The sequence below is a fragment of the Bradyrhizobium sp. 137 genome (genome assembly GCF_023074095.1).
In the GTDB taxonomy this organism is placed as follows: domain Bacteria; phylum Pseudomonadota; class Alphaproteobacteria; order Rhizobiales; family Xanthobacteraceae; genus Bradyrhizobium.
The window spans coordinates 489,187-508,719 of the sequence record NZ_JADPKU010000053.1 but is presented as its reverse complement, the minus strand read 5'-3'; the positions used below and the strand labels follow the sequence as shown (position 1 = coordinate 508,719).

Annotated in this window: 16 protein-coding genes and 2 pseudogenes; 4 read left to right on the top strand and 14 right to left on the bottom strand. The window is 64.4% G+C overall.

Annotated elements, in window-relative coordinates; all coding sequences use genetic code 11:
• Positions 1-88: 88 nt before the first annotated feature.
• Positions 89-304: pseudogene (locus IVA78_RS16305) on the bottom strand (dioxygenase); the annotation flags it as partial.
• Positions 305-458: 154 nt separating this feature from the next.
• On the opposite strand from IVA78_RS16305, the gene IVA78_RS16300 reads away from it, so the two are divergent.
• A complete protein-coding gene (locus IVA78_RS16300) occupies positions 459-638 on the top strand; it encodes a hypothetical protein (protein ID WP_247278567.1) in 180 nt (59 codons plus the stop codon).
• Between the two features lie 7 nt (positions 639-645).
• Here IVA78_RS16300 and IVA78_RS16295 read toward each other — a convergent pair whose 3' ends face one another.
• Both IVA78_RS16295 and IVA78_RS16290 read right to left on the bottom strand, forming a co-directional pair.
• Positions 646-2,118: a carboxylesterase family protein gene (locus IVA78_RS16295; RefSeq protein WP_247466481.1), complete on the bottom strand. Its 1,473-nt coding sequence runs from the start codon at positions 2,116-2,118 to the stop codon at positions 646-648.
• Between the two features lie 80 nt (positions 2,119-2,198).
• Positions 2,199-2,375, bottom strand: a complete 177-nt coding sequence (locus IVA78_RS16290) for a hypothetical protein (protein ID WP_247449987.1) — start codon at positions 2,373-2,375, stop codon at positions 2,199-2,201.
• Positions 2,376-2,638: 263 nt separating this feature from the next.
• Here IVA78_RS16290 and IVA78_RS16285 point away from each other — a divergent pair, with 263 nt between their 5' ends.
• From IVA78_RS16285 to IVA78_RS16275, 3 genes are all read left to right on the top strand, one after another.
• Positions 2,639-5,329 (top strand): alpha/beta hydrolase fold domain-containing protein, encoded by a 2,691-nt coding sequence (locus tag IVA78_RS16285; RefSeq protein WP_247466479.1) that lies wholly within the window; start codon positions 2,639-2,641, stop codon positions 5,327-5,329.
• Between the two features lie 134 nt (positions 5,330-5,463).
• On the top strand, positions 5,464-5,736 hold the full coding sequence (locus tag IVA78_RS16280) for a hypothetical protein (protein WP_247449982.1): 273 nt from the start codon (positions 5,464-5,466) through the stop codon (positions 5,734-5,736).
• Between the two features lie 84 nt (positions 5,737-5,820).
• Complete coding sequence (locus tag IVA78_RS16275) at positions 5,821-6,126, top strand: hypothetical protein (protein WP_247466477.1); 306 nt, start codon at positions 5,821-5,823, stop codon at positions 6,124-6,126.
• 272 nt (positions 6,127-6,398) lie between these two features.
• Here IVA78_RS16275 and IVA78_RS16270 read toward each other — a convergent pair whose 3' ends face one another.
• From IVA78_RS16270 to IVA78_RS16220, 11 genes and pseudogenes are all read right to left on the bottom strand, one after another.
• The gene (locus tag IVA78_RS16270) at positions 6,399-6,554 is read right to left on the bottom strand and encodes a hypothetical protein (RefSeq protein WP_247278561.1); all 156 of its coding nucleotides are present in this window, start codon (positions 6,552-6,554) and stop codon (positions 6,399-6,401) included.
• A gap of 91 nt (positions 6,555-6,645) precedes the next feature.
• Positions 6,646-7,164 carry a septal ring lytic transglycosylase RlpA family protein gene (locus tag IVA78_RS16265; protein ID WP_247466474.1) on the bottom strand — a complete coding sequence of 173 codons (519 nt, stop codon included), beginning with the start codon at positions 7,162-7,164 and terminating at the stop codon, positions 6,646-6,648.
• Between the two features lie 239 nt (positions 7,165-7,403).
• Complete coding sequence (locus IVA78_RS16260; protein ID WP_346275302.1) at positions 7,404-9,056, bottom strand: NAD-dependent malic enzyme; 1,653 nt, start codon at positions 9,054-9,056, stop codon at positions 7,404-7,406.
• Positions 9,057-9,598: 542 nt separating this feature from the next.
• Positions 9,599-11,929: a mechanosensitive ion channel domain-containing protein gene (locus IVA78_RS16255; protein WP_247466472.1), complete on the bottom strand. Its 2,331-nt coding sequence runs from the start codon at positions 11,927-11,929 to the stop codon at positions 9,599-9,601.
• Between the two features lie 960 nt (positions 11,930-12,889).
• Positions 12,890-13,927 carry a patatin-like phospholipase family protein gene (locus IVA78_RS16250; protein ID WP_247466469.1) on the bottom strand — a complete coding sequence of 346 codons (1,038 nt, stop codon included), beginning with the start codon at positions 13,925-13,927 and terminating at the stop codon, positions 12,890-12,892.
• Positions 13,924-14,853, bottom strand: coding sequence for a polyphosphate kinase 2 family protein (locus IVA78_RS16245; RefSeq protein ID WP_247466466.1), 930 nt, complete (start codon positions 14,851-14,853; stop codon positions 13,924-13,926). The genes IVA78_RS16250 and IVA78_RS16245 overlap by 4 nt, the downstream gene beginning before the upstream one ends.
• Positions 14,786-15,833: pseudogene (locus IVA78_RS16240) on the bottom strand (branched-chain amino acid ABC transporter permease). Before IVA78_RS16240 ends, IVA78_RS16245 begins: the two are co-directional and overlap by 68 nt.
• Positions 15,830-16,711 carry a branched-chain amino acid ABC transporter permease gene (locus IVA78_RS16235; protein WP_247278555.1) on the bottom strand — a complete coding sequence of 294 codons (882 nt, stop codon included), beginning with the start codon at positions 16,709-16,711 and terminating at the stop codon, positions 15,830-15,832. The pseudogene IVA78_RS16240 and the gene IVA78_RS16235 overlap by 4 nt, the downstream one beginning before the upstream one ends.
• Positions 16,712-16,717: 6 nt before the next feature.
• The gene (locus IVA78_RS16230; protein ID WP_247466505.1) at positions 16,718-17,422 is read right to left on the bottom strand and encodes an ABC transporter ATP-binding protein; all 705 of its coding nucleotides are present in this window, start codon (positions 17,420-17,422) and stop codon (positions 16,718-16,720) included.
• Complete coding sequence (locus IVA78_RS16225) at positions 17,422-18,192, bottom strand: ABC transporter ATP-binding protein (protein ID WP_247466461.1); 771 nt, start codon at positions 18,190-18,192, stop codon at positions 17,422-17,424. The genes IVA78_RS16230 and IVA78_RS16225 overlap by 1 nt, the downstream gene beginning before the upstream one ends.
• Before the next feature lie 15 nt (positions 18,193-18,207).
• On the bottom strand, positions 18,208-19,518 hold the full coding sequence (locus IVA78_RS16220) for an ABC transporter substrate-binding protein (protein ID WP_247466459.1): 1,311 nt from the start codon (positions 19,516-19,518) through the stop codon (positions 18,208-18,210).
• Between the last annotated feature and the right edge of the window lie 15 nt (positions 19,519-19,533).

The following is a 19,533-nucleotide window of genomic DNA, read 5'->3' as shown; positions in this document are numbered from 1 at the left end:
CCGCCACCCGGCAATACCGTCATGTGGCGCGGGCTGTCACGCCTCACCGACATAGCGCTAGGTGTCATGGTCGGAGGAGAATTTGTGGGTAATTGAAAGTCGGCGGATGCGCCGAGGTCGACACGGTGAAGGCGTCGGCCTCCCAATGGCCGGTGATGACGAGGACGGCCCTCGGCCTTTCCGGCAACACTTGCGGTAATCGGCCGAACTCCGCGGCGGTCTTCGCATATTGCACCCGTCTGTCCTCCATGAACGGCCAGGGGCCGCCACCATGCGACAGGAACAGGGTCGGAAATCGCGTCATCAGGTCGTCTCGCTGGCAACAGGCGCGTGCGAGCTGCCCGCGCAGTTCGCGGCGAGCATAGGCAAACCGGGATGGTTAGCAAGCCGTTAACGATTTGCCTTCCAAAATCCCGCCGTGGCCGAAGCAGTCGGCCTGAAGACAAGTGAGACGTGAGATGAGGAAGTTTGCGCTGGGGGACGTCGTCAACAGTGACAAGGGCCGCCGCGGCGTCGTTCGCGCCGCCTACAAGTCGCGGGACGGCCAGCAGTTCTATGCCGTCGAGAAGGACGGCGCGATGGACTATCTGGAGGAAGACCGACTGAGCCCGGCGCCGCGCGTCGAGCTCGCGGCATAAATCCCACTCATTTCCTGCCCTCACCTGCGAGCCGATCGAGACGCTCCGCGAAGGGATCGTCTCCGCTCGCGATGCGATCGTCCGCGATCAGCAGCAGGCGATCACGGTCGGCGGCCGCGTCCCAATGGGGCAAACCGGGCCCATTGGGATCGCCGCTTTTCGCAAAATTGATCCAATAGCCGCGGATGCGGCTCGCGACCTCGCGGTCTGCGCGCGAGAAGATTCCTGCACCGGGCACGCCTTCGACACCGAAGATGACCTGCAACTCGCGTCCGTGCCCATGATCAGGATTTGCGCGCTGCGCTTCAGGCACATAGCTAAAACGATAGCGGAAGGTCGGCGCGCCGCTTGCGGCATGCAGGCGCGCAAGCAGCCTCACGGGCTCGGAGAAGGCCTTGTCGGTGAAGAATCTTGCCGCGCGATCCGATGACCTCGCAAGATCCGGATAAAGACTGCGCAGGTCATCGCTTGTGACGCCTGCTGACGCCAGCTCCTCCTCAATACTGAGCGCGCTGTCGAAACCCGTCTCGTCGTCGTTCGAGCCGATGATCAGGGGAATGCGGCTTTGATGTCCCGCTGCAAAGCCCGCGGCGACGTCCTCAGTCACCAGGCTTCCATCCAGCATCGGCGCAAAGCTGCGCGGTGATTTGTCCAGCAGCTGTTTTCCGGCGCCAAGCAGGCGGCTCGGCGCAACGTCGCGCAAGTCCGTCCGCTCTCCTAGCGCCGCGACGAGCTGACGACCGACAGCCTCCGCCTCTTGCGCCAAGCGAAGGCGCGCACGACCGGGTAGCGATTGCAGAATGGCTTTGTGGAATAACCCGCGCGTCTGCCGGCACAGCATCAGCAGCGCGATCGACGTCGCGCCTGCGCCGTTGCCGAACAGGGTGACGTTGTTTGGATCGCCGCCGAACGCCGCGATATTGTCGTGAACCCAATGCAGCGCCGCGATCTGGTCCATCAGACCGTAATTGCCGGTGCCGCTTTCCGACAGCGCGGGATGCGTAAGCCAGCCGAGCACACCGAGGCGATAATTCACGGTGACGACGATGAGGCCGGCCTGCGCCAGCCTGGCGCCGTCGAACAGCGGATCGTTCGCGGTCCCCGTGACGAAGGCGCCGCCATGGATGAACATCATCACGGGCAACGGACCATCGACTCCGAAGGGACGAAACACGTTCAGCGTGAGGCAATCCTCGCTCGCGGCAGGCAGCGACGGTTGAAGACAAGGCGCGCCGTAGTCGTAGGCGGTGCGCATCTCTGAGCTCTCGGCCGTCGGCTGCGGCGGGCGCCAGCGCAGCGGACCGACCGGCGGCGCCGCGTAGGCAAGCCCCTTGAAGGAGGCTACCTCACCTTCGACGGCGCCAAGCATCTGTCCTTCGCGCGTCAGCGCGAACGGAAACTGTCCGACCGGCTGGGCCAAGGCCAGGCCGGCGCAGCCCAGAACTGCGGAAGCCGCAACAAGCGCGAGCAAGGACCGCATCTTCTAGATATCTCGATGCGAGAAAGGGTTCCCGGCAGGTTATGTCCCTGGCCGTCAGCGAGGCAAGTCTCTCGCCGCGCCTAATTCCCCTTGGCCAGGAGCTCCGCCAGCGCGCGGCGGGCGACGATGCCGAGCTCGCCAAGCGTGGAATGTCCCGACTGCGCCGCCTCGATCAGGCGCTCGGCGATGAACCTGCGGCTGTCGTGATCGCCGCCATGCGGCAGTTGGCGGCACGTCTCCTCCAGGACGACGTCCATGTTCGCTTTGGTTCGCTCACTCAACTCTGTCATGACGCCCTGGGTACGCGTCGTGGCTAGTAAGCGCAAGCATACACAGAAGGATGTAGTCTGATTAGCCCGGACAATCCCGGCGATTGTGCATCGCGATGCGTGTATCGCAACAAGCTTCGCGCGGCCACGATGACGCCGCAAACGACTACCGAAGATTGCACTTGTCCTGATGACAAGCCGAACCTGCAGCGATAGTCTGCCGGCAAAACAAAATACACGGGAGGAATGCCATGCCTGACGCAAGGGTGGCCGCACGTGAATCCAGGGCGGCGAGTGGAGCAGCCCAACAGGTCGATGTCGCCGTGGTCGGCGCCGGGTTTGCCGGCCTCTATCTCCTTCATCGCCTGCGCAAGGCCGGCTTCAAGGCGATCGCCATTGATGAGGCCGGCGACGTCGGCGGCACCTGGTACTGGAACCGCTACCCGGGCGCCCGCTGCGACATCCAAACCATCGATTACAGCTACACCTTCGATCCGGAGCTCGAGACGGCCTGGACCTGGTCCGAGAAATACGCGACCCAGCCCGAGATCCTGCGCTATCTCGGCTTCGTCGCCGACCGCTATGACCTTAGGCGCGACATCCGCTTCAACACCAAGGTCAGCGCAGCCACATGGGACGAAGCGACGGGGCGCTGGCAGCTCACCACCGATAACGGCGCGCCGGTCTCCTGCCGCCACTACATCATGGCCACCGGCTGCCTTTCGGCGCCAAAGCCACCCGAGATCGACGGCGTCAAGGATTTTGAGGGCAAGGTCTATTTCACCGGACGCTGGCCGCATGACGGGGTCGATCTCGCCGGCAAGCGCGTTGCCGTGATCGGCACGGGGTCGTCGGCCATCCAATCGATCCCGCTGATCGCCGAACAGGCCGCGCATCTGACCGTGTTCCAGCGCACGCCAAATTTCGCGCTGCCCGCGCATAACGGCCCGGCGCCCTCGGACCGCATGAGCCTGCTGCAAAGCGACCGCGCGGCCTATCGCGAGCAGGCACGCCAATCGATGGCCGGTGTGCCTTATCCTCAGCAGACCGCGGTGAGCTGGCAGCTCAGCGACGCCGAGCGTCGCGCGCGCTTTGAAGAGGCATGGGGCAAGGGCGACCTCGTCTATATCCTGACCCAGCTCTGGGCCGACCAGGCCGTCGATGTCGACGGCAACAAGATCGTCCAGGACCTGATCCGTGAAAAGATCAGCGCCGCGGTCAAGGACCCCGAGACCGCGGCGGCCCTGATGCCGCACGATCATCCGTTCGGCGCCAAGCGTCCCTGCCTCGATACCAATTACTACGCGACCTTCAACCGGCCGAACGTCACGCTGATCAATCTGCGCCAGGAGCCGATCAAGGCGATCACCGCAACCGGCATCACGACTGCCAAGCGCAGCGTCGACCTCGACGTCATCGTGTTCGCGACCGGTTTCGACGCCATGACCGGCGCGATCCGTGCCGTGCATCCGATCACGGGACGGGGCGGCCGATCGCTCTCGGACGTCTGGGCGCAGGGCCCGCAGACCTATCTCGGCCTCACGGTCGAGGGCTTCCCGAACTTCTTCATGATCACCGGCCCCGGCAGCCCGTCGGTGCTGTCGAACATGGCGGTGTCGATCGAGCAGCATGTCGACTGGGTCGTCGATCGCCTTGCGGAGCTGCGCGATGCCGGCTTCACCACGATCGAGCCGACCGAAACGGCGCAGGCCGCCTGGGGCCGGCACATGGCCGATTGTTCGATGCTGACGCTGCATCGCCTCGCCAACACCTGGTACACGGGCGCCAACGTGCCCGGCAAGGTCCAGGCCCTGATGCCTTATACCGGCGGCGTCGGCCCCTATCGCAGCATCTGCGACGAGGTGGTCAGCCGCGGCATGCTCGGCTTCAGGCTGACCGGCCCCAACGTCGCGACGCAGTGCAATGACGGCGAGGTGGTGCGCCTGCAGCCGGACGTGCGGCTGGTGCTGAACCTGCTGACGTCGCTGAACCTGCCGCCGATCGAGTCGATGGGCGCGTTTGGCGCCCGCGCCTTCGTCAACGAGTTCAACAAGGGCCGGCCTGCGGGGCGGCCGATCGGCGACATCGTCGACGGCACCCTCCCAGTTACCGACGGCGCGCTGGCTTACCGTGTCTACAAGCCGGCAACCCCGGGTCCGCATCCGGTCGTGGTCTACTTCCACGGCGGCGGCTGGGTGCTCGGCGACGAGCAGTCGGACGAGCCGTTCTGCCGCGACATGGTGCGGCGGACCGGCATGATCTTCGTCAGCGTCGGCTATCGCCATGCGCCGGAGCACCGCTTCCCCACCGCGGCCGAGGACGGCTATGCGGCGACGCGCTGGATCGCCGAGCATGCCGCCGAGTTCGGCGGCATGCCGGGGCCGGTGCTGGTTGCAGGCTGGAGCGCCGGCGGCAACATCGCCGCCGTCACCTGCCAGCTCGCACGCGACCGTGGCGGACCCGAGATCGCCGGCCAGCTCCTGGTCTGCCCGGTCACCGACTGCACCTTCGATCGGCCCTCTTACAACGACAATGCGACCGGCTACTTCCTGACGCGCTCGCTGATGTACTGGTTCTGGGACCTCTATTGCTCGCCGGCCGACCGCACCGACCCGCGCGTCTCGCCGCTCCGCGGCAAGCTCGAGGGATTACCGCCGGCCTTCGTCGTCACCTGCGAGTTCGACCCGTTGCGCGACGAGGGCGTCGCCTATGCCGAGGCGATGGCCGCCGCGGGCGTCCCGGTCGAGCAGCTTCGGGCGCGCGGCCATTTCCACTCGTCGTTCGCGATGGTCGATGTGGTGATCACCGGCGTGCCCGGCCGGGTGCAAATGGCCGGAGCCTTGCGGCGCTTCGCGGGACTTCCGCCGGAGGTCAGCCGCGGCGACGAGAGCAGCCGGGGCCAGGACAGCCCGGGGCACAAAATCGCGGCCGCCGCGAGCTGAATAGGGACAGGCCGCCGGGAACCTTTTCCCGGTTGCCGCGTTGGTTGTTCGTGGCATTGAGATGCAGCGACAAGTGTGTAGGCCCCGGCACGCGACCCCGTGTGCTGGGGTCGTCTTTTGCGTGAGGCAGGACGATGGGGGACGTGGTCGGGGATTCAAAGGTCGATTTCGGCGCGCTTGCGGTGCTGTATAAATGGCCGTCGCTTGCAAACCAGCGAAGGCTGGACAGAGAATCCTACCAGGTGAGTGAAGGCACGCTCGACGAGTGCATCTCGGCCTTCATGCAGAAGCCGGCGACGACTCGGCACCTCTATGAGATTCGCACCGTGGCGCAACCACCGCTCGTCACTGAAATCCTTTCGCCCGAGCACGTCATCGAGCTCTCGCGCTTAAGGGAATTTCTCTGAGGCCTTCCCAAGCACGCGAGCAGGAACCTTCTTCCGGTTTTTCCCGTTGTTAGGGATCGGAAGCAAAGACATGAGCGCCTCAAGATGCTTGACGCCGGCGTGTCATCTCTCGTCGTGCCCTACGGCGCAGACCAGACCCTGTTCGTGGTGATCGATCGCCGCGACGAGGCGACTGAAATCCGCATCGAGCGCAGCGATCTCGAAGCCACCATCGGCGAGCTTGTCGCCGGATGCTTCAACGACCCGATCAAGGTGATTTCATTCAACACGCTCGAGCATTGGATGAAGGACATTTCGACCGATGTCGCCGGCGAGATCCGCGCGCGCTGCGACATCGACGGTGTAGAGCTGCCCGATTATCTCAGCGACTTCGTCGAAAGCCATTCCTGAGCCCGCTTCTCCGATTGCGCGGCCAAAAAAAGCGCCGCTTGCGCGGCGCTTTTCGTGTGACACGCTTATCGGCGTGACACGCTTAGTGGTGCCAGAACAATGCCAGCAGCAGAACGATCGGCAGCGGTACGCCAAGCAACCAAAGCAAAGCACCTCGTCCAAAACCCATGATCTCCTCCTCCTCTTGCATCACCGAGATGACGTCGGGAAAAAGCAGAAGTTCCGCGCCTCGCAGCGACGGCGGATGCAATCAGAGCATGGAACGGGGGATGCTAAACGCGCCGGTGCTTGCCGCCGATCACCTCGATCTCGCGGCGGCGCTCGCCCGCGAAGGTCAGGAGTTTTTCGATCGTCAGCGCATCCGTGATCCGTTTGGCCAGCCGCTCAGCGCGCGCGGCCTGATCTTCGAGATACTGGATCGTGTTCAAGCGCCGCCTCCCCCAAAGCCCCGGATTGCTGGACAGGTATGGTGCGACAGAGCAACTAACAGCCGGTTAAGCACTGCGAGCGGCTTGAGGCTCATTGCACGACGTCGAGGCGGACATTGGTGATGCCTTTGTCGACCATGCCGAGCGCCTCGGCCGCGGAAGGGGAGATATCGACCACGCGTCCGCGAACATAGGGCCCGCGATCGTTGACCCTGACGGTCACGAAGCGGCCGGAGGAGGTGTCGGTCACCCGCAGCTTGGTGCCGAACGGCAGGCTCGGATGCGCCGCGGTCAATTCGTTCTTGTCGAACTTCTCGCCGCTCGCGGTCTCCGTATCCGAATAGAAGCTGGCAACGCCATGCGAGGCGGTCTGCTTTGCGTCACCGTCGGAGCCGCGCGCCCTTATGATCGGCCTTGGATGCAGCGCCGCCACCCTGTGCGGGCGCTCCACCGCGGCCTGCCGGCTGGTGCCGGCGAGATCGGCCTTCTGGCGGCTGACCGGCGATTGCGCGCAAGCGGCGAGCGAGGCGGCGCCGCCGATCGCGAGCAGCAGCCGGCACGAGGTTGCGAAGGAAATCCGGGCAGTTTCGGCACGTGCAATGCGAGACATGGTACGCCCTCCGAACGGCCTCGATTTTCGGTGGGCAATGAGGGCAGAACCTTGTCGGAACAAAAGCAGGCCTGCGGCCGCCGCCGTTTCGCGCCAGCTGTGACGATTCCACCACACTGGCCTTGTCCTGAATCGAACAGGCGCGGGTTAGCGGCACGCCGGTGCGTAAACCTCCGGCGCTACGCTAAATGTGGCAGGCACCCAGTGTTTTGGGTCCGCGCGCGGATATGCCGCCGACCTTAGTAACGCGGCTCGTACATCTGCGACTGGACCAGGGCCTTCACGTCGTTGGGCGCAGGTCCGTCGGCGAGGCCGCGCTGATAGGCGACATCTGCGACGGCGGCGGCGATGCGGACCGAAACCTCGCGGATGCGCGGCAGCGCCGGATAAAGGCTGCCGTGCGCGAGGTCGTCCTTGCCGACGCAATCGGCGAGCGTGTGGGCGGCCGCCATGAACATTTCGTCGGTGACGAGGCGCGAGCGGCTGGCGACGACACCGAGGCCGACGCCGGGGAAGATGTAGGAATTGTTGCCCTGGCGCGGCACGAAGGTGCGGCCGTTGAGCGTCACCGGATCGTACGGGCTGCCGCAGGCGAACAGCGCGCGGCCCCCGGTGTAGCGGTAGGCATCCTCCGCCGCGCACTCGGCCTTCGAGGTGGGATTGGAGAGCGCAAACACGATCGGCTGCTCGTTGAGTTCGGCCATCGCCTTGAGCACCTCGGGCGTGAAGGCGCCGCCGACAGCGGCGACACCGATGATCGCCGTCGGCTTCAGCGTCTTGATCGCAGTCAGGAAATCGGCGATCGGCGCCTGGCCGGCATGGGCATAGCGCAGCTTGTGGCCGGACAGGCCATCGCGGCCGCTGACGACGAGGCCGCGGGAATCCACCAGCCAGTTGCGCCGGAGCGCTTCGGCCTCCGCCAGCCCTTCCGCCATCATGGCGGAAACCACGAGATCGGCGATGCCGGTCGCCGCCTCGCCAGCGCCGAGGAACAGGATGCGCTGATCCCTGAGCTTGCCGGCGGAGACGCGGAGAGCCGAGAACAGGCCGGCGAGCGCCACCGCCGCGGTGCCCTGGATGTCGTCGTTGAAGACGCAGGCCTCATCCCGGTATTTGTGCAGCAGCTTGAACGCCGAATGGTTGGCGAAATCCTCGAACTGGATCAGCACGCCCGGGAATGTCTTGCGCGCGGCCTGCATGAATTCGTCGACGAAGCTGTCATAGGCCTCGCCCGTCAGCCGCCGCTCGCGCAGGCCGAGATAATAGGGATCGTTCAAGAGCTCTTCGTTGTTGGTGCCGACGTCGAGCAAGATCGGCAGGCACAGCTCGGGATGCACGCCGGCGCAGGCCGAATAGAGCGAGAGCTTGCCGACCGGAATCCCCATGCCGTTGGCGCCGAGATCGCCGAGGCCCAGGATGCGCTCGCCGTCGGTGACGACGATCAGCCTGGCCGGATAAGGCCAGTTCTTCAGGATCTCGGCGATCTGGCCGCGATCGCGCGAGGAGATGAACATGCCGCGCGGCCGCTGGAAGATCAGGCCGTATTTCTGGCAGGCGAGCCCGACGGTCGGGGTGTAGATGATCGGCTGGATCTCGTCGATGTTGTCGACGACGACGCGGAAGAACAGCGCCTCGTTGCGGTCATGCAGCGCGTTCAGAGCGACGTATTTCTCCAGATCGGTCGGCAGCGTGCGCAGATTGGTCAGCACGCGCTGAGCTTGCGTCTCCATTGTCAGCACGCAAGGCGGCAGCAGGCCGCGCAGGCCCAGCGCGTCGCGCTCGGATTCGGTGAAGGCGGTGCCCTTGTTGAGCAGGGGATCGCGCAGCAGCGTCATGCCGTGTGATTGATCGGACGATGTCGGTTGGGCAGCGACCCGGCCAGGTCTATTCACGAATTCCCCCAAGGAGTTTCTTATTGAACTGCGGACATTGTCGGCCAGCGCTCCCCCGAGATCAAGGACGTTGGGACTGAGGCATCTATTGTGATCTCGCACCGCAGCGAGATTGTCGCGCGAGATCGCAGGTCGCGCGCGACGCAAAGGTTAACACCGCAAGCTCTTGCTCCTCATGATGAGGATTGAGAGCCTGCTCTCTCCCCTCGTCATTCCCGGGCGCGCGTCGGCGCGAACCCGGAATCCATTCCGCGGCCGTCTCTGCGGCCCAATGGATTCCGGGCTCGCGACTTCGTCGCGCCCCGGAATGACGAGAATACCTCACGATCTGTCAAGATGAGGAAGTGTTATGAGGCGGCAGCACTACTCAACCCTGATGTCGGCGGACTTTACGATCGGCCACCATTTCTCGGTCTCGGCCTTCTGGACGGCCGCGAGCGCCGCGGGCATCCACCCTTTTGTCGCCCGCTTGTCGTCAGCGGGCTGATGCCGGAGTGAACGCTGCCGGGCGAGCGGAGGCAAGCCGGAAGATGATAGAGCCGCTATCCGGCCGCCCGTCTCGGCGTCAGATTGGCGGCGCTGTCGGCCGGCGGCGCGATCTGCATCAAGATGGTCTGGGTCGCCGAGGCGACCTCGATGCCGCTCTGCTGGAAGCGCAGCTTCATGCGGCGGTTGAATTCGCGCTGGACCGGCCAGCGGCCGGCCTCGGTGCAGCGGATCTGGCCGACGATCGACACCATTGCTCCATCGACCTTGTCGATGCCCCAGAGCTCGAGATCGCCGCGGATCAGCGCACGGAACTCCGGCTCGCGCCGCATCTCCTCAACGATGTCCTTGAGAATCTGACCGGCGCGGTCGGTGTCTTCCTTGTAGGCGACGTTGACGCTGACGGAAGCGTTGCCGGCGCCACGGCTGGCATTGGTGATGGTCGTGACCGCGCTGAACGGCACGATGTGCACGGCGCCATCGCCGGCGCGCAGGCGGATGGTGCGGATCGAGACGTTCTCCACCACGCCTGACAGCCCGGACACGCTGACATTGTCGCCGACCTGCACCGTGTTCTCCAGGAGCAGGAACAGGCCCGTGATGAGGTCCTGCACCAGCTTCTGCGAACCGAAGCCGATGGCAATGCCGACGATGCCGGCGCCCGCGAGCAGTGGGGCGACGTTGACGCCGATTTCGCTCAGCGCGGTGAGGCCGACGACGGCGGCGATCAGGCAGAGCAGCGCCGTCCGCAGCATCGGCTGGAAGGTACGTAGACGCGCGGCGCGGGCATAATGTCCGTCCCGGGACAGCGTATTGATCTGCCGGTCGAGCAGCGCGTTGCTGGCTTCCCAGATCGCGGCCGCGATGAACACTGCGACGCCGATCGTCATCACGGCCGAGATCAGCCGGCTGCCGATCTGGCCGCCGTAGAACCAGACGATCGCGTCCACGCCCCAGACTTCGAGCACCGCCACGAAGCCGATGAAGGCGATCACGCCAGATACGATCTTGCGCAGCAGCGGTAGATAGCGGTTGGCACGGATCTCGAGGCCGGGAAAGCGCTGAAGGATTTCCGGCCTGATCCGGAAGCCGCGGTCGATCAGGCTCAGCGTCAGCATGATGGCGACGCGAGTCATCAGCGCCACCACGACCGTCCCGACGAAATACTGCAAGAGCAGCGAATAGCCGTTGCGGATGTTGAGCGCCCACACGGCCCACAGCGCAAGATCGAGCCCGATGGCAAGATAGTGCCAGCCGCCGGCGATGCGATTGCGCAGACGGGCCGCGATCCCCTGCCGGTCGGCCGGCGCACGGATCGCTTCGGCGACCTGGCGGCGGCATTGCAGGATGATGACGACGATGAAGAGGTGCACGACCAGCATCACCATGCGCAGCAGCGCGGCATAGCCGGCTCGATGCAGGCCGAGCAGCAGGGCCACATTGGCAAAGGCGATGCCGGATACGCCGACGCCGACGATGCGGCGCGCCCAGATCTCGATGTAGGCTGCGGTCTCGGCCCGAACCGGGAACAGGCCGAACGGTCCCGCCAGCGCCCGGATCGCGCAGATGAGGCCGCGGGAGAACGCATAGGCGTTGACGACCGCGAGGATCACGAGGCGAACAGTCGTGGGCTCGCCGATCTCGGTCCCGAGCAGCGCGGTGGCGATGCCCACGAAGACGACCACCGGCAGCAGTTCGAGCACGAGGCGTCCCAGCACGAAGGGCAGCCGCAGCAGGATCTGCCAGACCCGCGCCAGACTGTGGCGGCGCCTGTGCAGTTCGGGCGCGGGGGTGACATCGGCCACCGATGACGGCGGATCGGCAATCGGCAGCGCCTGTGCTGGCAGGCGCGCGGACTGCGGCACGCGTCCTTCCAGGAACGCAACCGGACGCCGGATCAGGCGGAACATCACCCATTCGGCCGAAAGGGCGCAGCCGAGCACCAGCGCCAGCTTCCAGGCGGTCTCGATCAAAAGATTGTAGGCGGCGGGATCGTTCGCGGTCCGCATGATCCAGTAATAGAACGCCGGAAAATGCGTGAGCGTCCGCGCCATGCTGGCGATCTCGCTCGATATCGAACCGATCTCCTCCGACACGGTGAGCAGGAGCTGTGCACCGAGGCCATCAGCCGAGAGCGGGATCGGCGATTTCTGCTCAGGCGCGGCCGGTGCCGGCTGCAGACCAGATGCATTCGCGATCGCGCGCAGCGTGTCGATCATGTGCGCACGCTTCTTGTCGTCCTGCAGTGTCTCCAGCGCGCGCTTGGCTTCCTCAGGCGACAGCGCGGCCGTACTGCTCGCAGCCGGCGTCTCGGCGCGGGCGCCGCAGAGAGATGAGATCGCGAGGAAGAGAGCAGCGAGGAGCGCCGGGGCGAACTTATGCGACACGAAGATTCCTTGGATAAAACAGATGCGCCGGCGGAGTCGGAATCGTCACCACCGAAGCACATGCGTCATGTCGGATGACCGTTATTCGCCCCGGACCTGTGTCGGAAGTTGGCCTTCGAGGCGACATTCTCTTGGCATTTGCCGCAATGCAGGATCGAAGATGGCGCGGGCTCAGCGCAGCTGAGACGTCATGAGAACACTGCGCGCGCAAGAGCTCTCCCGCTGTTCCGCAAGGCTATCGCATCTGGGAAGCGGAATCCCTGCGGCCGATCCTTCGAGACGCCCGCTTTGGCGGGGACTCGAGGCCAATTAGCCTCATCCTGAGGAGACCGCGGAGCGGTCGTCTCGAAGGACGAGGCGCTTGCTCAGGCCGGTCCAAGAGATCGCATGCGACTGTCCTGCGCCATTCCGGGAATTGGCCCGGAATGACGACAGGGAGGGAGGAGGGACAAGGCAGGACTTCAATACGTACGCCGCGGCGGCCTCGGCGCGGCCAGCCAATGATCGACGTGATGCAAAATACAGCGCCGGGAAGGTAGGGGCTTTGCCTCACTGATGCAGCCCGCTAAACCTTGACCCGGCGTGCCGTTCGCGGTTTCGCCGCTATGCGATAGTCCGAACGAGCTCCATCGCACTTAGCGGCTGGATCTGCGGAGGTGGTGTCATAGACCTCCCCTTGCTCATGAGGTGGACGTTGCGCGTCGCTTGTTTGCGACCACTGCGATGCTCCTCCCGAGACACAAAACTGTCAAGCGGGATCGATGATCTGAAGGATCACATTTGAAGGCGCGAGTTCCCTGAACGGGGCATGGTGACATCATGCTCCTGTTTTGCCCGACGTGTCAAACCGACTTCGTAAAATCCGCAAGCGCGCGACGTGACCGGCAAGCCATTGATTCCACTATCCCCGGCTACTGTGCATGGGGTTGTTTTCGCAGTTTTTGTCCATGGCCGGCTTGCCTAGAGAAACATATCTGCCAGATCGACCGACGAGGACTTCCCGACCCGGTCGAAGTTTTGCGCCAGCCAGCTTTGCGCCGCCGCGCGGCCCTCGTCGCGCAGGCGGCACAACAGGCTCCATTCCGGGTGGAATTGCGTGGCCGTGCCGAGCTGCGACATCAGCTGGTCGTTGCCGATCCAGTGCATGTACATGCGGCTATGCCTGTCGCTGTCGAGCTCGCCGTCGTCGATAAGCCGCGTGGCGAAGGCGATCGCGCGCATTTCTCGCATCAACGACGAATTGAAGCTGATCTCGTTGATGCGGTGGAGGACGTCAGCCGCACTGGTCGGCAGCGCGTCGCGCCGGATCGCCGTGACCTGCACGATGATGACGTCGTGGCTGCCCTTGCGGTAGATGAGCGGGTAGATCGCGGGATTGCCGAGATAGCCGCCATCCCAATAATGCTCGCCCTCGATCTCGACGGCCTGAAAATAGGGCGGCAGGCAGGCCGAGGCGAGCACGGTTTCTGCGGTGAGAAACGGGCTCTGGAATACCTTGATCTTGCCGGTGCGGACGTTGGTGGCGTTGAGAAAAAGCTGCGGCGCCTCGGGCGAGGAATTGAGCCTGTCGAAATCGACCACGCGCTGCAGCAGCGAGCGGAGCGGATTGAAGTGGAACGGATTGAGCAGGTTCGGCGGCAGCGTGTGCGTCAGCGTGTGGATGACGGCGTGGACCGGATGATATTCCGGCGGCAGCTTCAGGGCCTGGATCCACTGGTTGAGCGGCGAGAGCAAATCGTACGCCCTGTCCATGCGCGAGACTTCGTACCAGAATGCGTGCAGGCTCTGCCGCGCCGCCTCCGCGCCCCCGTTTGCCATGCCGGAGGCCAGCGCCACCGCATTCATCGCGCCGGCGCTGGTGGCGCTGATCGCTTCGATCGCGAGCCTGCCGTCCTCGAGCACCTGGTCGAGCACGCCCCAGACGAAGGCGCCGTGCGCGCCGCCGCCCTGGAGCGCGAAGTTGACGTTCTTGCGATCCGCGGTGCCGGTGGCTGTCACTTTGCCCGCTTCTTGCCTCCCTTTCGTTCTTTCTCCAGCTCCTTGCGTATCTCGTCGAACTCCTGCAGCGAGGCCTTGTCGACACGAGGAAATTTCAGGTCCAATCTTTCGAGCGCAGCATTGATCACGGAGCCGATCACGACGCGGGCGAACCATTTGTGGTCGGCGGGCACCACGTACCACGGCGCATGAGGTGTCGAGGTGTGCCGCACAATGTCCTGATAGACGGCCTGGTAGCGCGGCCACAGCGCGCGCTCCTTGATATCGTCCATTGAGAACTTCCACTGCTTGGCCGGCTCTTCCAGCCGGTCGAGGAAGCGCTCGCGCTGCTCCTCCTTGGAGACATTGAGGAAGAACTTCAGCACCACGGTGCCGTTGCGGCAGAGATAGCGCTCGAAGGCGGAGATGTCCTCGAACCGCTCCTTCCAGATGTTCTTGGTGACGAGCTTTGCCGGCAGCTTCTCCTTGGCGAGGATCTCCGGATGCACCCGCGTCACCAGGCATTCCTCGTAATGGGAGCGGTTGAAGATGCCGATACGGCCGCGCTCCGGCAGCGCGACCACGTGGCGCCACAGGAAGTCGTGATCGAGCTCCTTGCTGCTCGGCGCCTTGAAAGAATGGACCTCGCAGCCCTGCGGATTGATGCCGTCGAAGATCGCCTTGATCGCACTGTCCTTGCCGCCGGCGTCCATGGCCTGGAATACGATCAGGAGCGACCAGCGGTCCTGGGCGTAGAGCGTCTCCTGAAACGCGATCAGCCGCGTCTTGTTGGCCTCCAGGATCTCCTGCGCCTTCTCCTTGTCGAGATCGCCCTTCTCGTCGGTCTTGTGGTCCTTGAGGCGAAACTTGCCGGATCCATCATAACGGAACGGCGTAATGTAACGGTCGAGCTCCTGGGCGATCGATCTGGACGGCTTCTTGTTCATGAGTTCGGGGACACCTTGCGTTGCGGCTTCAGTCGGTCGAGCACGCTACCAAGAATGCCCTTGGGAAGGAATATGATGAAAAGCACGAGCAGCACGCCATAGACGAGATTGTCCCAGCCGACCGCCTTTGTGCCGAAGCCGATGCGCAAGGTCTCCGCAAGCAGGATGGTGATGATGGCGCCGACAGTCGGGCCGAGCGAGACGAACAAGCCGCCGACGATGGCCGCGAACACCATCTGGAGCGACACGGCGATGCCGCTGACGGTATCGGGCGTGATGAACATCTGGTACTGGCAGTAGATCGCGCCGGCGAGCGCCGTCATCAGCGCGCTGAGCAGCGTGATCTTCAATTTCTCCGCGGTGACGTCGACGCCGGCCGCGGCGGCGGCATCCTCGTCCTCTGAGATCGCCTCCAGCGCATGGCGAGCCATGCTGCGGTCGACCCAGTGCCAGACCACGATGCCAGAAAGCCAGATCGCGAGCGCGATCAGGTACCAGGTGGTCTTGTCGTCGAATTGCAGTGCCAGCAGCCTGTTGCCCGACGCCCGGTTCGGCGTGTAGCCGAGCGAGCCGCCAGTATAATCGCGCGTCGCGGTGATCACCTGGAGCACGATGCCTGATAGCGCCAGCGTCACCAGCACGAAATAATGCCCGGTGATGCGGAAGCGGAAGCAGGGATAGCCGACGATCAGCGCCAGCGCACCGGCCGCGGCCATGCTGACGGGAATGCCGATCCATGGCGAAAGGCCGAGGTGATTCCACAACAGCGCGGTGACATAGGCGCCGATCCCCATGAAGCCGCCGTGCCCGAGCGAAACGAGGCCGAACCGCCCCATCATCGACCAGGACGTGTAGGCGAACGACCAAATCAGGATCAGCACCAAGATGTGCAGGTGATAGGGATCGCGATAGACGAAAGGGAGCGCGACCAGCGCCGCCAGACCGATCCCCCAGGCTGCAAGTCGCCCCTGCCCCATCATCGGCGCCTCGCCAGGAGGCCTGCGGGCCGGATGAACATCATGACGATGAAGAAGGCGAAGGCGAGCACGTAGCCCCATTCGAGATCGGAGAACAGGCCGCCGAGCGAGATGATCTCGGCGAACACGAAGGACGCGATGAAGCCGCCGATGAAATTGCCTAAGCCGCCGAGCACGCAGATCAGGAACGTGATCGGCCCGAAGGAGAGGCCGACGAAGGGATGCACGTCATATTGCAGCACCAGAAGGCAGGCAGCGAGCCCGGCCAGCGCACCTCCAAGAGCCGAGGTGATGAGATAGATCCGCTTGGTGTCGACCCCCATCAGCGCCATGATCTGCCGGTCCTGCGAGATGGCGCGGATCGCGGTGCCGGTGAAGGTGCGCGTCATGAACAGGTAGACCGCAACCATGCCGACCAGTGCCGCCACGAAGGACAGCAGCCGTGCGTAGCTGAAATTCATGTCGCCGAAGGCGAGCACCGGCAGGCGGATGCCGAGATTGCGGAAGTCGATGCCGAAGGCGACGGTTGCAAAGCTCTGGAGCACGAACAGCACGCCGCCGGTCGCGAGCAGTTGATTGATCGGCGGCGCCGTGAGCAGCGGCGCGATCACGAGGTAGTGGAGCGCCGCGCCGAGGAGCGCAACCAGCAGGATAGTGAAGGGCGCAGCGATGAAATAGCTGACGCCGTAATACTGCACCATGAAATACATGGCGTACATGCCTATCATCACGAGCTCGGCATAGCAGATCCAGGTCACGTCGATGACGCCGAAGATCAGGTTGAGGCCGAGCGCGAGCAGCGCCAGCACGCCGCCGAGCAGGATGCCGTTGATCACGGCCTCCAGCAGATAAATGTCGAAGACGTCCAGAAATGCCTGCATGCCCCCTCACACCCCGAGATACGCTTCCTTGACCGTGTCGCTCGCCAGCATCTCGGCCGAGGTGCCGGAGGCGCGGATCGTGCCCGCCTCGATCAGATAGGCGCGATCGACCACTTTCAGCACCTGCTGCACGTTCTGCTCGACGATCAGCACGGTCAGGCCGCCGGCACGGATCCGCTTCACCAGCTCGAACACCTGCTGCACTACGACTGGCGCGAGGCCCGCCGACGGCTCGTCGAGCAGCAGAAGCTTCGGATTGGACATCATCGCGCGGCCGATCGCGCACATCTGCTGCTCGCCGCCGGACATGGTGCCGGCCAGTTGGTGGCGGCGCTCCTTCAGGCGCGGAAACAGCTCGAACACGACGTCGAGCCGCTGGGCATAGTGCGCGCGCGCCTCCCTCATGAACGCGCCCATCTTGAGATTGTCGTCCACCGTGAGCTGCGGAAATAGCCGCCGGTTCTCCGGCACATGCGCAATGCCGAGGCTGACGATCTTGTGCGACGGCGTCGCCACGACATCAACACCTTCCATCTTGATCGAGCCGCGCGAGGGCCGGATCAAGCCGGAGATGACGCGCATCAAGGTGGTCTTGCCGGCGCCGTTGGGGCCGATGACGCCGACGGCTTCGCCGGCCTTGACGTCGAGATTGACATCGAACAGCGCCTGGAACGTGCCATAGCCGGCATTGACGCCGCGGAGCTCCAGCATCATTGCCCTCCCGCGCGACGGCGCGCTTCGGCGGCCGCGGCCTGCGTGGTCTCGGCATCAGTCCCGAGATAGACCTCGATCACCCGCGGGTCGCTCGCAACCGCGCTCGGCAAGCCTTCCGAGATCTTCTCGCCGTGATCGAGTACCATGACGCGATCGACCACGCGCATCAAGACGCCCATGATGTGCTCGACCCAGATGATGGTGATGCCGAGCTCGTCGCGGATGTTGCGCAGCATGTCGGCGGCCTGGTCCATCTCGGTCTCGTCGAGGCCGCCGAGGCTTTCGTCCGCCAGCAACAGCTTTGGCGCGGTGGCGAGCGCCTTCGCAAGCTCGAGCTTCTTCAGGCCGGCTGCGCCAAGTCCATCGACACTGGCATGGCGATCAATCGGCAGGCCGACCATCGCCAGCGACCGCTCGGCCGCTTCCTCGGCCTTGACTCGACTTTGGCGGCCCTGGCCGTAGAAGCCGGCGAGCGCGACATTCTCGAAGATGGTCAGTCGACGGAAGGGCCGCGGAATCTGGAAGGTGCGGCCGATGCCGCGGTTGATAATCCGGTGCGGCGCAAGGCCTGCGATCTCATTCCCGGCGAACAAGATCGAACCGGAGGTCGGCGCCAGCGTGCCCGAGAGCATGTTGAAGATCGTGCTCTTGCCCGAGCCGTTGGGTCCGATCAGGCCGAGGATCTCGCCCTGTTCGACCCTGAACGAGACGTTGTTGACGGCTGTGAAGCCGCCAAACCGCTTCACCAGCCCGCTGACTTCCAACACCGAAGCACTCCGCCGCTACTGGTTGCTGTACGTGGTGCCTTTCGGCAGCGGCAGCACCGCCTCGCGCTGCGCCTGGCTCTTGGGCCACACCACGGAGGACTTGTCGTCGATGTACTGGATCACCACGGGAAACGAGCGTTCGTTCTGCCCGGCCATCGGCGTGCCCTCACCGTAGAACTTCACGCCGAAGCCGAGCATGGTGCCGCCCTCGGGAATGTCGGTGTCGAGCGCCGCCTTGCGCAGCGCGTCGGGATCGACACCGCCATACTTCTTGATCGCTCGCGGCAGCACGTCGCTCATGAATACATACGTGTTGGACGCGCCGATGCCGACATGGGCCGAGCGGATGGCGACGCCCGGCCTGATCTTGTCGAATTCGTCGCCGACCATCTTGATCACGGGCGGGAGCTTCGGATCCATGGTCTTCTGGTTGGCGAGCCATATCGATATCGGGTCGGTGTTGAAGATGTAAGCGGCGTCCGCGCCCATGCCTTCCTTCAGCTTCTCGTAGACGCCATAACCGGCGCCATGCCCCATCAACGCGCCGAACTTCAGGCCCTGCTCGCGGGCCTGGCGCAGCAGCAGCGTAATGTCGGGATTGTAGCCCGTGTGGAAGATCACGTCGGGCTTGGCGCGCTTGAGCTTGGTCACCAGCGCGGAGAGGTCCGGCGCGGTCGCCGAATAGCCCTCCTTCAGCACGACGTTGAAGCCGGCCTTCTTCGCACCGGCCTCGTTGCCCTTGGAGACATCGACCCCATAGGCCCCGTCCTCGTGAATGATGGCGACGCGCAGGTCCTTCGGCTCCTTGCCGAACTTCTCCTTGGCGTTCTGCGCGATGAAATCCATCGTCATCATGCCGAACTGGTCGCCGCTCGCCTGCGGACGGAACACGTATTTGTAACGCTTGTCGTTGAACACGGCCGACGAGATGCAGGTCGTGATCCACATGAACTTCTTGAGCTGCTCGACGCGGGCGGCGACCGGTACGCATTGCGCCGAGGAGAAGAAGCCGAGCACCATGTCGACCTTCTCCTGCTCGAGCAGGCGGACAGATTCGTTGATGGCGATGTCAGGCTTGCTTTGCGCGTCGGCGTAGACCGCCTCGACCTTGTAACCTTCGACCCCGGTCTTGGCGAAATGGTCGAGGATGATCTTTGCGCCGATATAGCCGAGCTCGGAGCCGCCGCCGGCGAGAGGTCCAGTCAAATCGAAGACGACGCCGATCTTGATCTTCTTCTCCTGAGCCTGGGCGGACACCGCCAAGCCCGCCGCGGCAATCGCGACCAACAGCCCACGTACCAAACGGGTAGCCATGCGCAGGCGCATCAGAACCTCCCTGGA

Coding starts and splice junctions, on each gene's coding strand:
- IVA78_RS16300 (WP_247278567.1), top strand. CDS start 459: ATGAGGAAGTTTGCGCTGGGGGACGTCGTCAACAGTGACAAGGGCCGC.
- IVA78_RS16295 (WP_247466481.1), bottom strand. CDS start 2,118: ATGCGGTCCTTGCTCGCGCTTGTTGCGGCTTCCGCAGTTCTGGGCTGC.
- IVA78_RS16290 (WP_247449987.1), bottom strand. CDS start 2,375: ATGGACGTCGTCCTGGAGGAGACGTGCCGCCAACTGCCGCATGGCGGC.
- IVA78_RS16285 (WP_247466479.1), top strand. CDS start 2,639: ATGCCTGACGCAAGGGTGGCCGCACGTGAATCCAGGGCGGCGAGTGGA.
- IVA78_RS16280 (WP_247449982.1), top strand. CDS start 5,464: ATGGGGGACGTGGTCGGGGATTCAAAGGTCGATTTCGGCGCGCTTGCG.
- IVA78_RS16275 (WP_247466477.1), top strand. CDS start 5,821: ATGCTTGACGCCGGCGTGTCATCTCTCGTCGTGCCCTACGGCGCAGAC.
- IVA78_RS16265 (WP_247466474.1), bottom strand. CDS start 7,164: ATGTCTCGCATTGCACGTGCCGAAACTGCCCGGATTTCCTTCGCAACC.
- IVA78_RS16245 (WP_247466466.1), bottom strand. CDS start 14,853: ATGAACAAGAAGCCGTCCAGATCGATCGCCCAGGAGCTCGACCGTTAC.
- IVA78_RS16235 (WP_247278555.1), bottom strand. CDS start 16,711: ATGCAGGCATTTCTGGACGTCTTCGACATTTATCTGCTGGAGGCCGTG.
- IVA78_RS16230 (WP_247466505.1), bottom strand. CDS start 17,422: ATGCTGGAGCTCCGCGGCGTCAATGCCGGCTATGGCACGTTCCAGGCG.
- IVA78_RS16220 (WP_247466459.1), bottom strand. CDS start 19,518: ATGCGCCTGCGCATGGCTACCCGTTTGGTACGTGGGCTGTTGGTCGCG.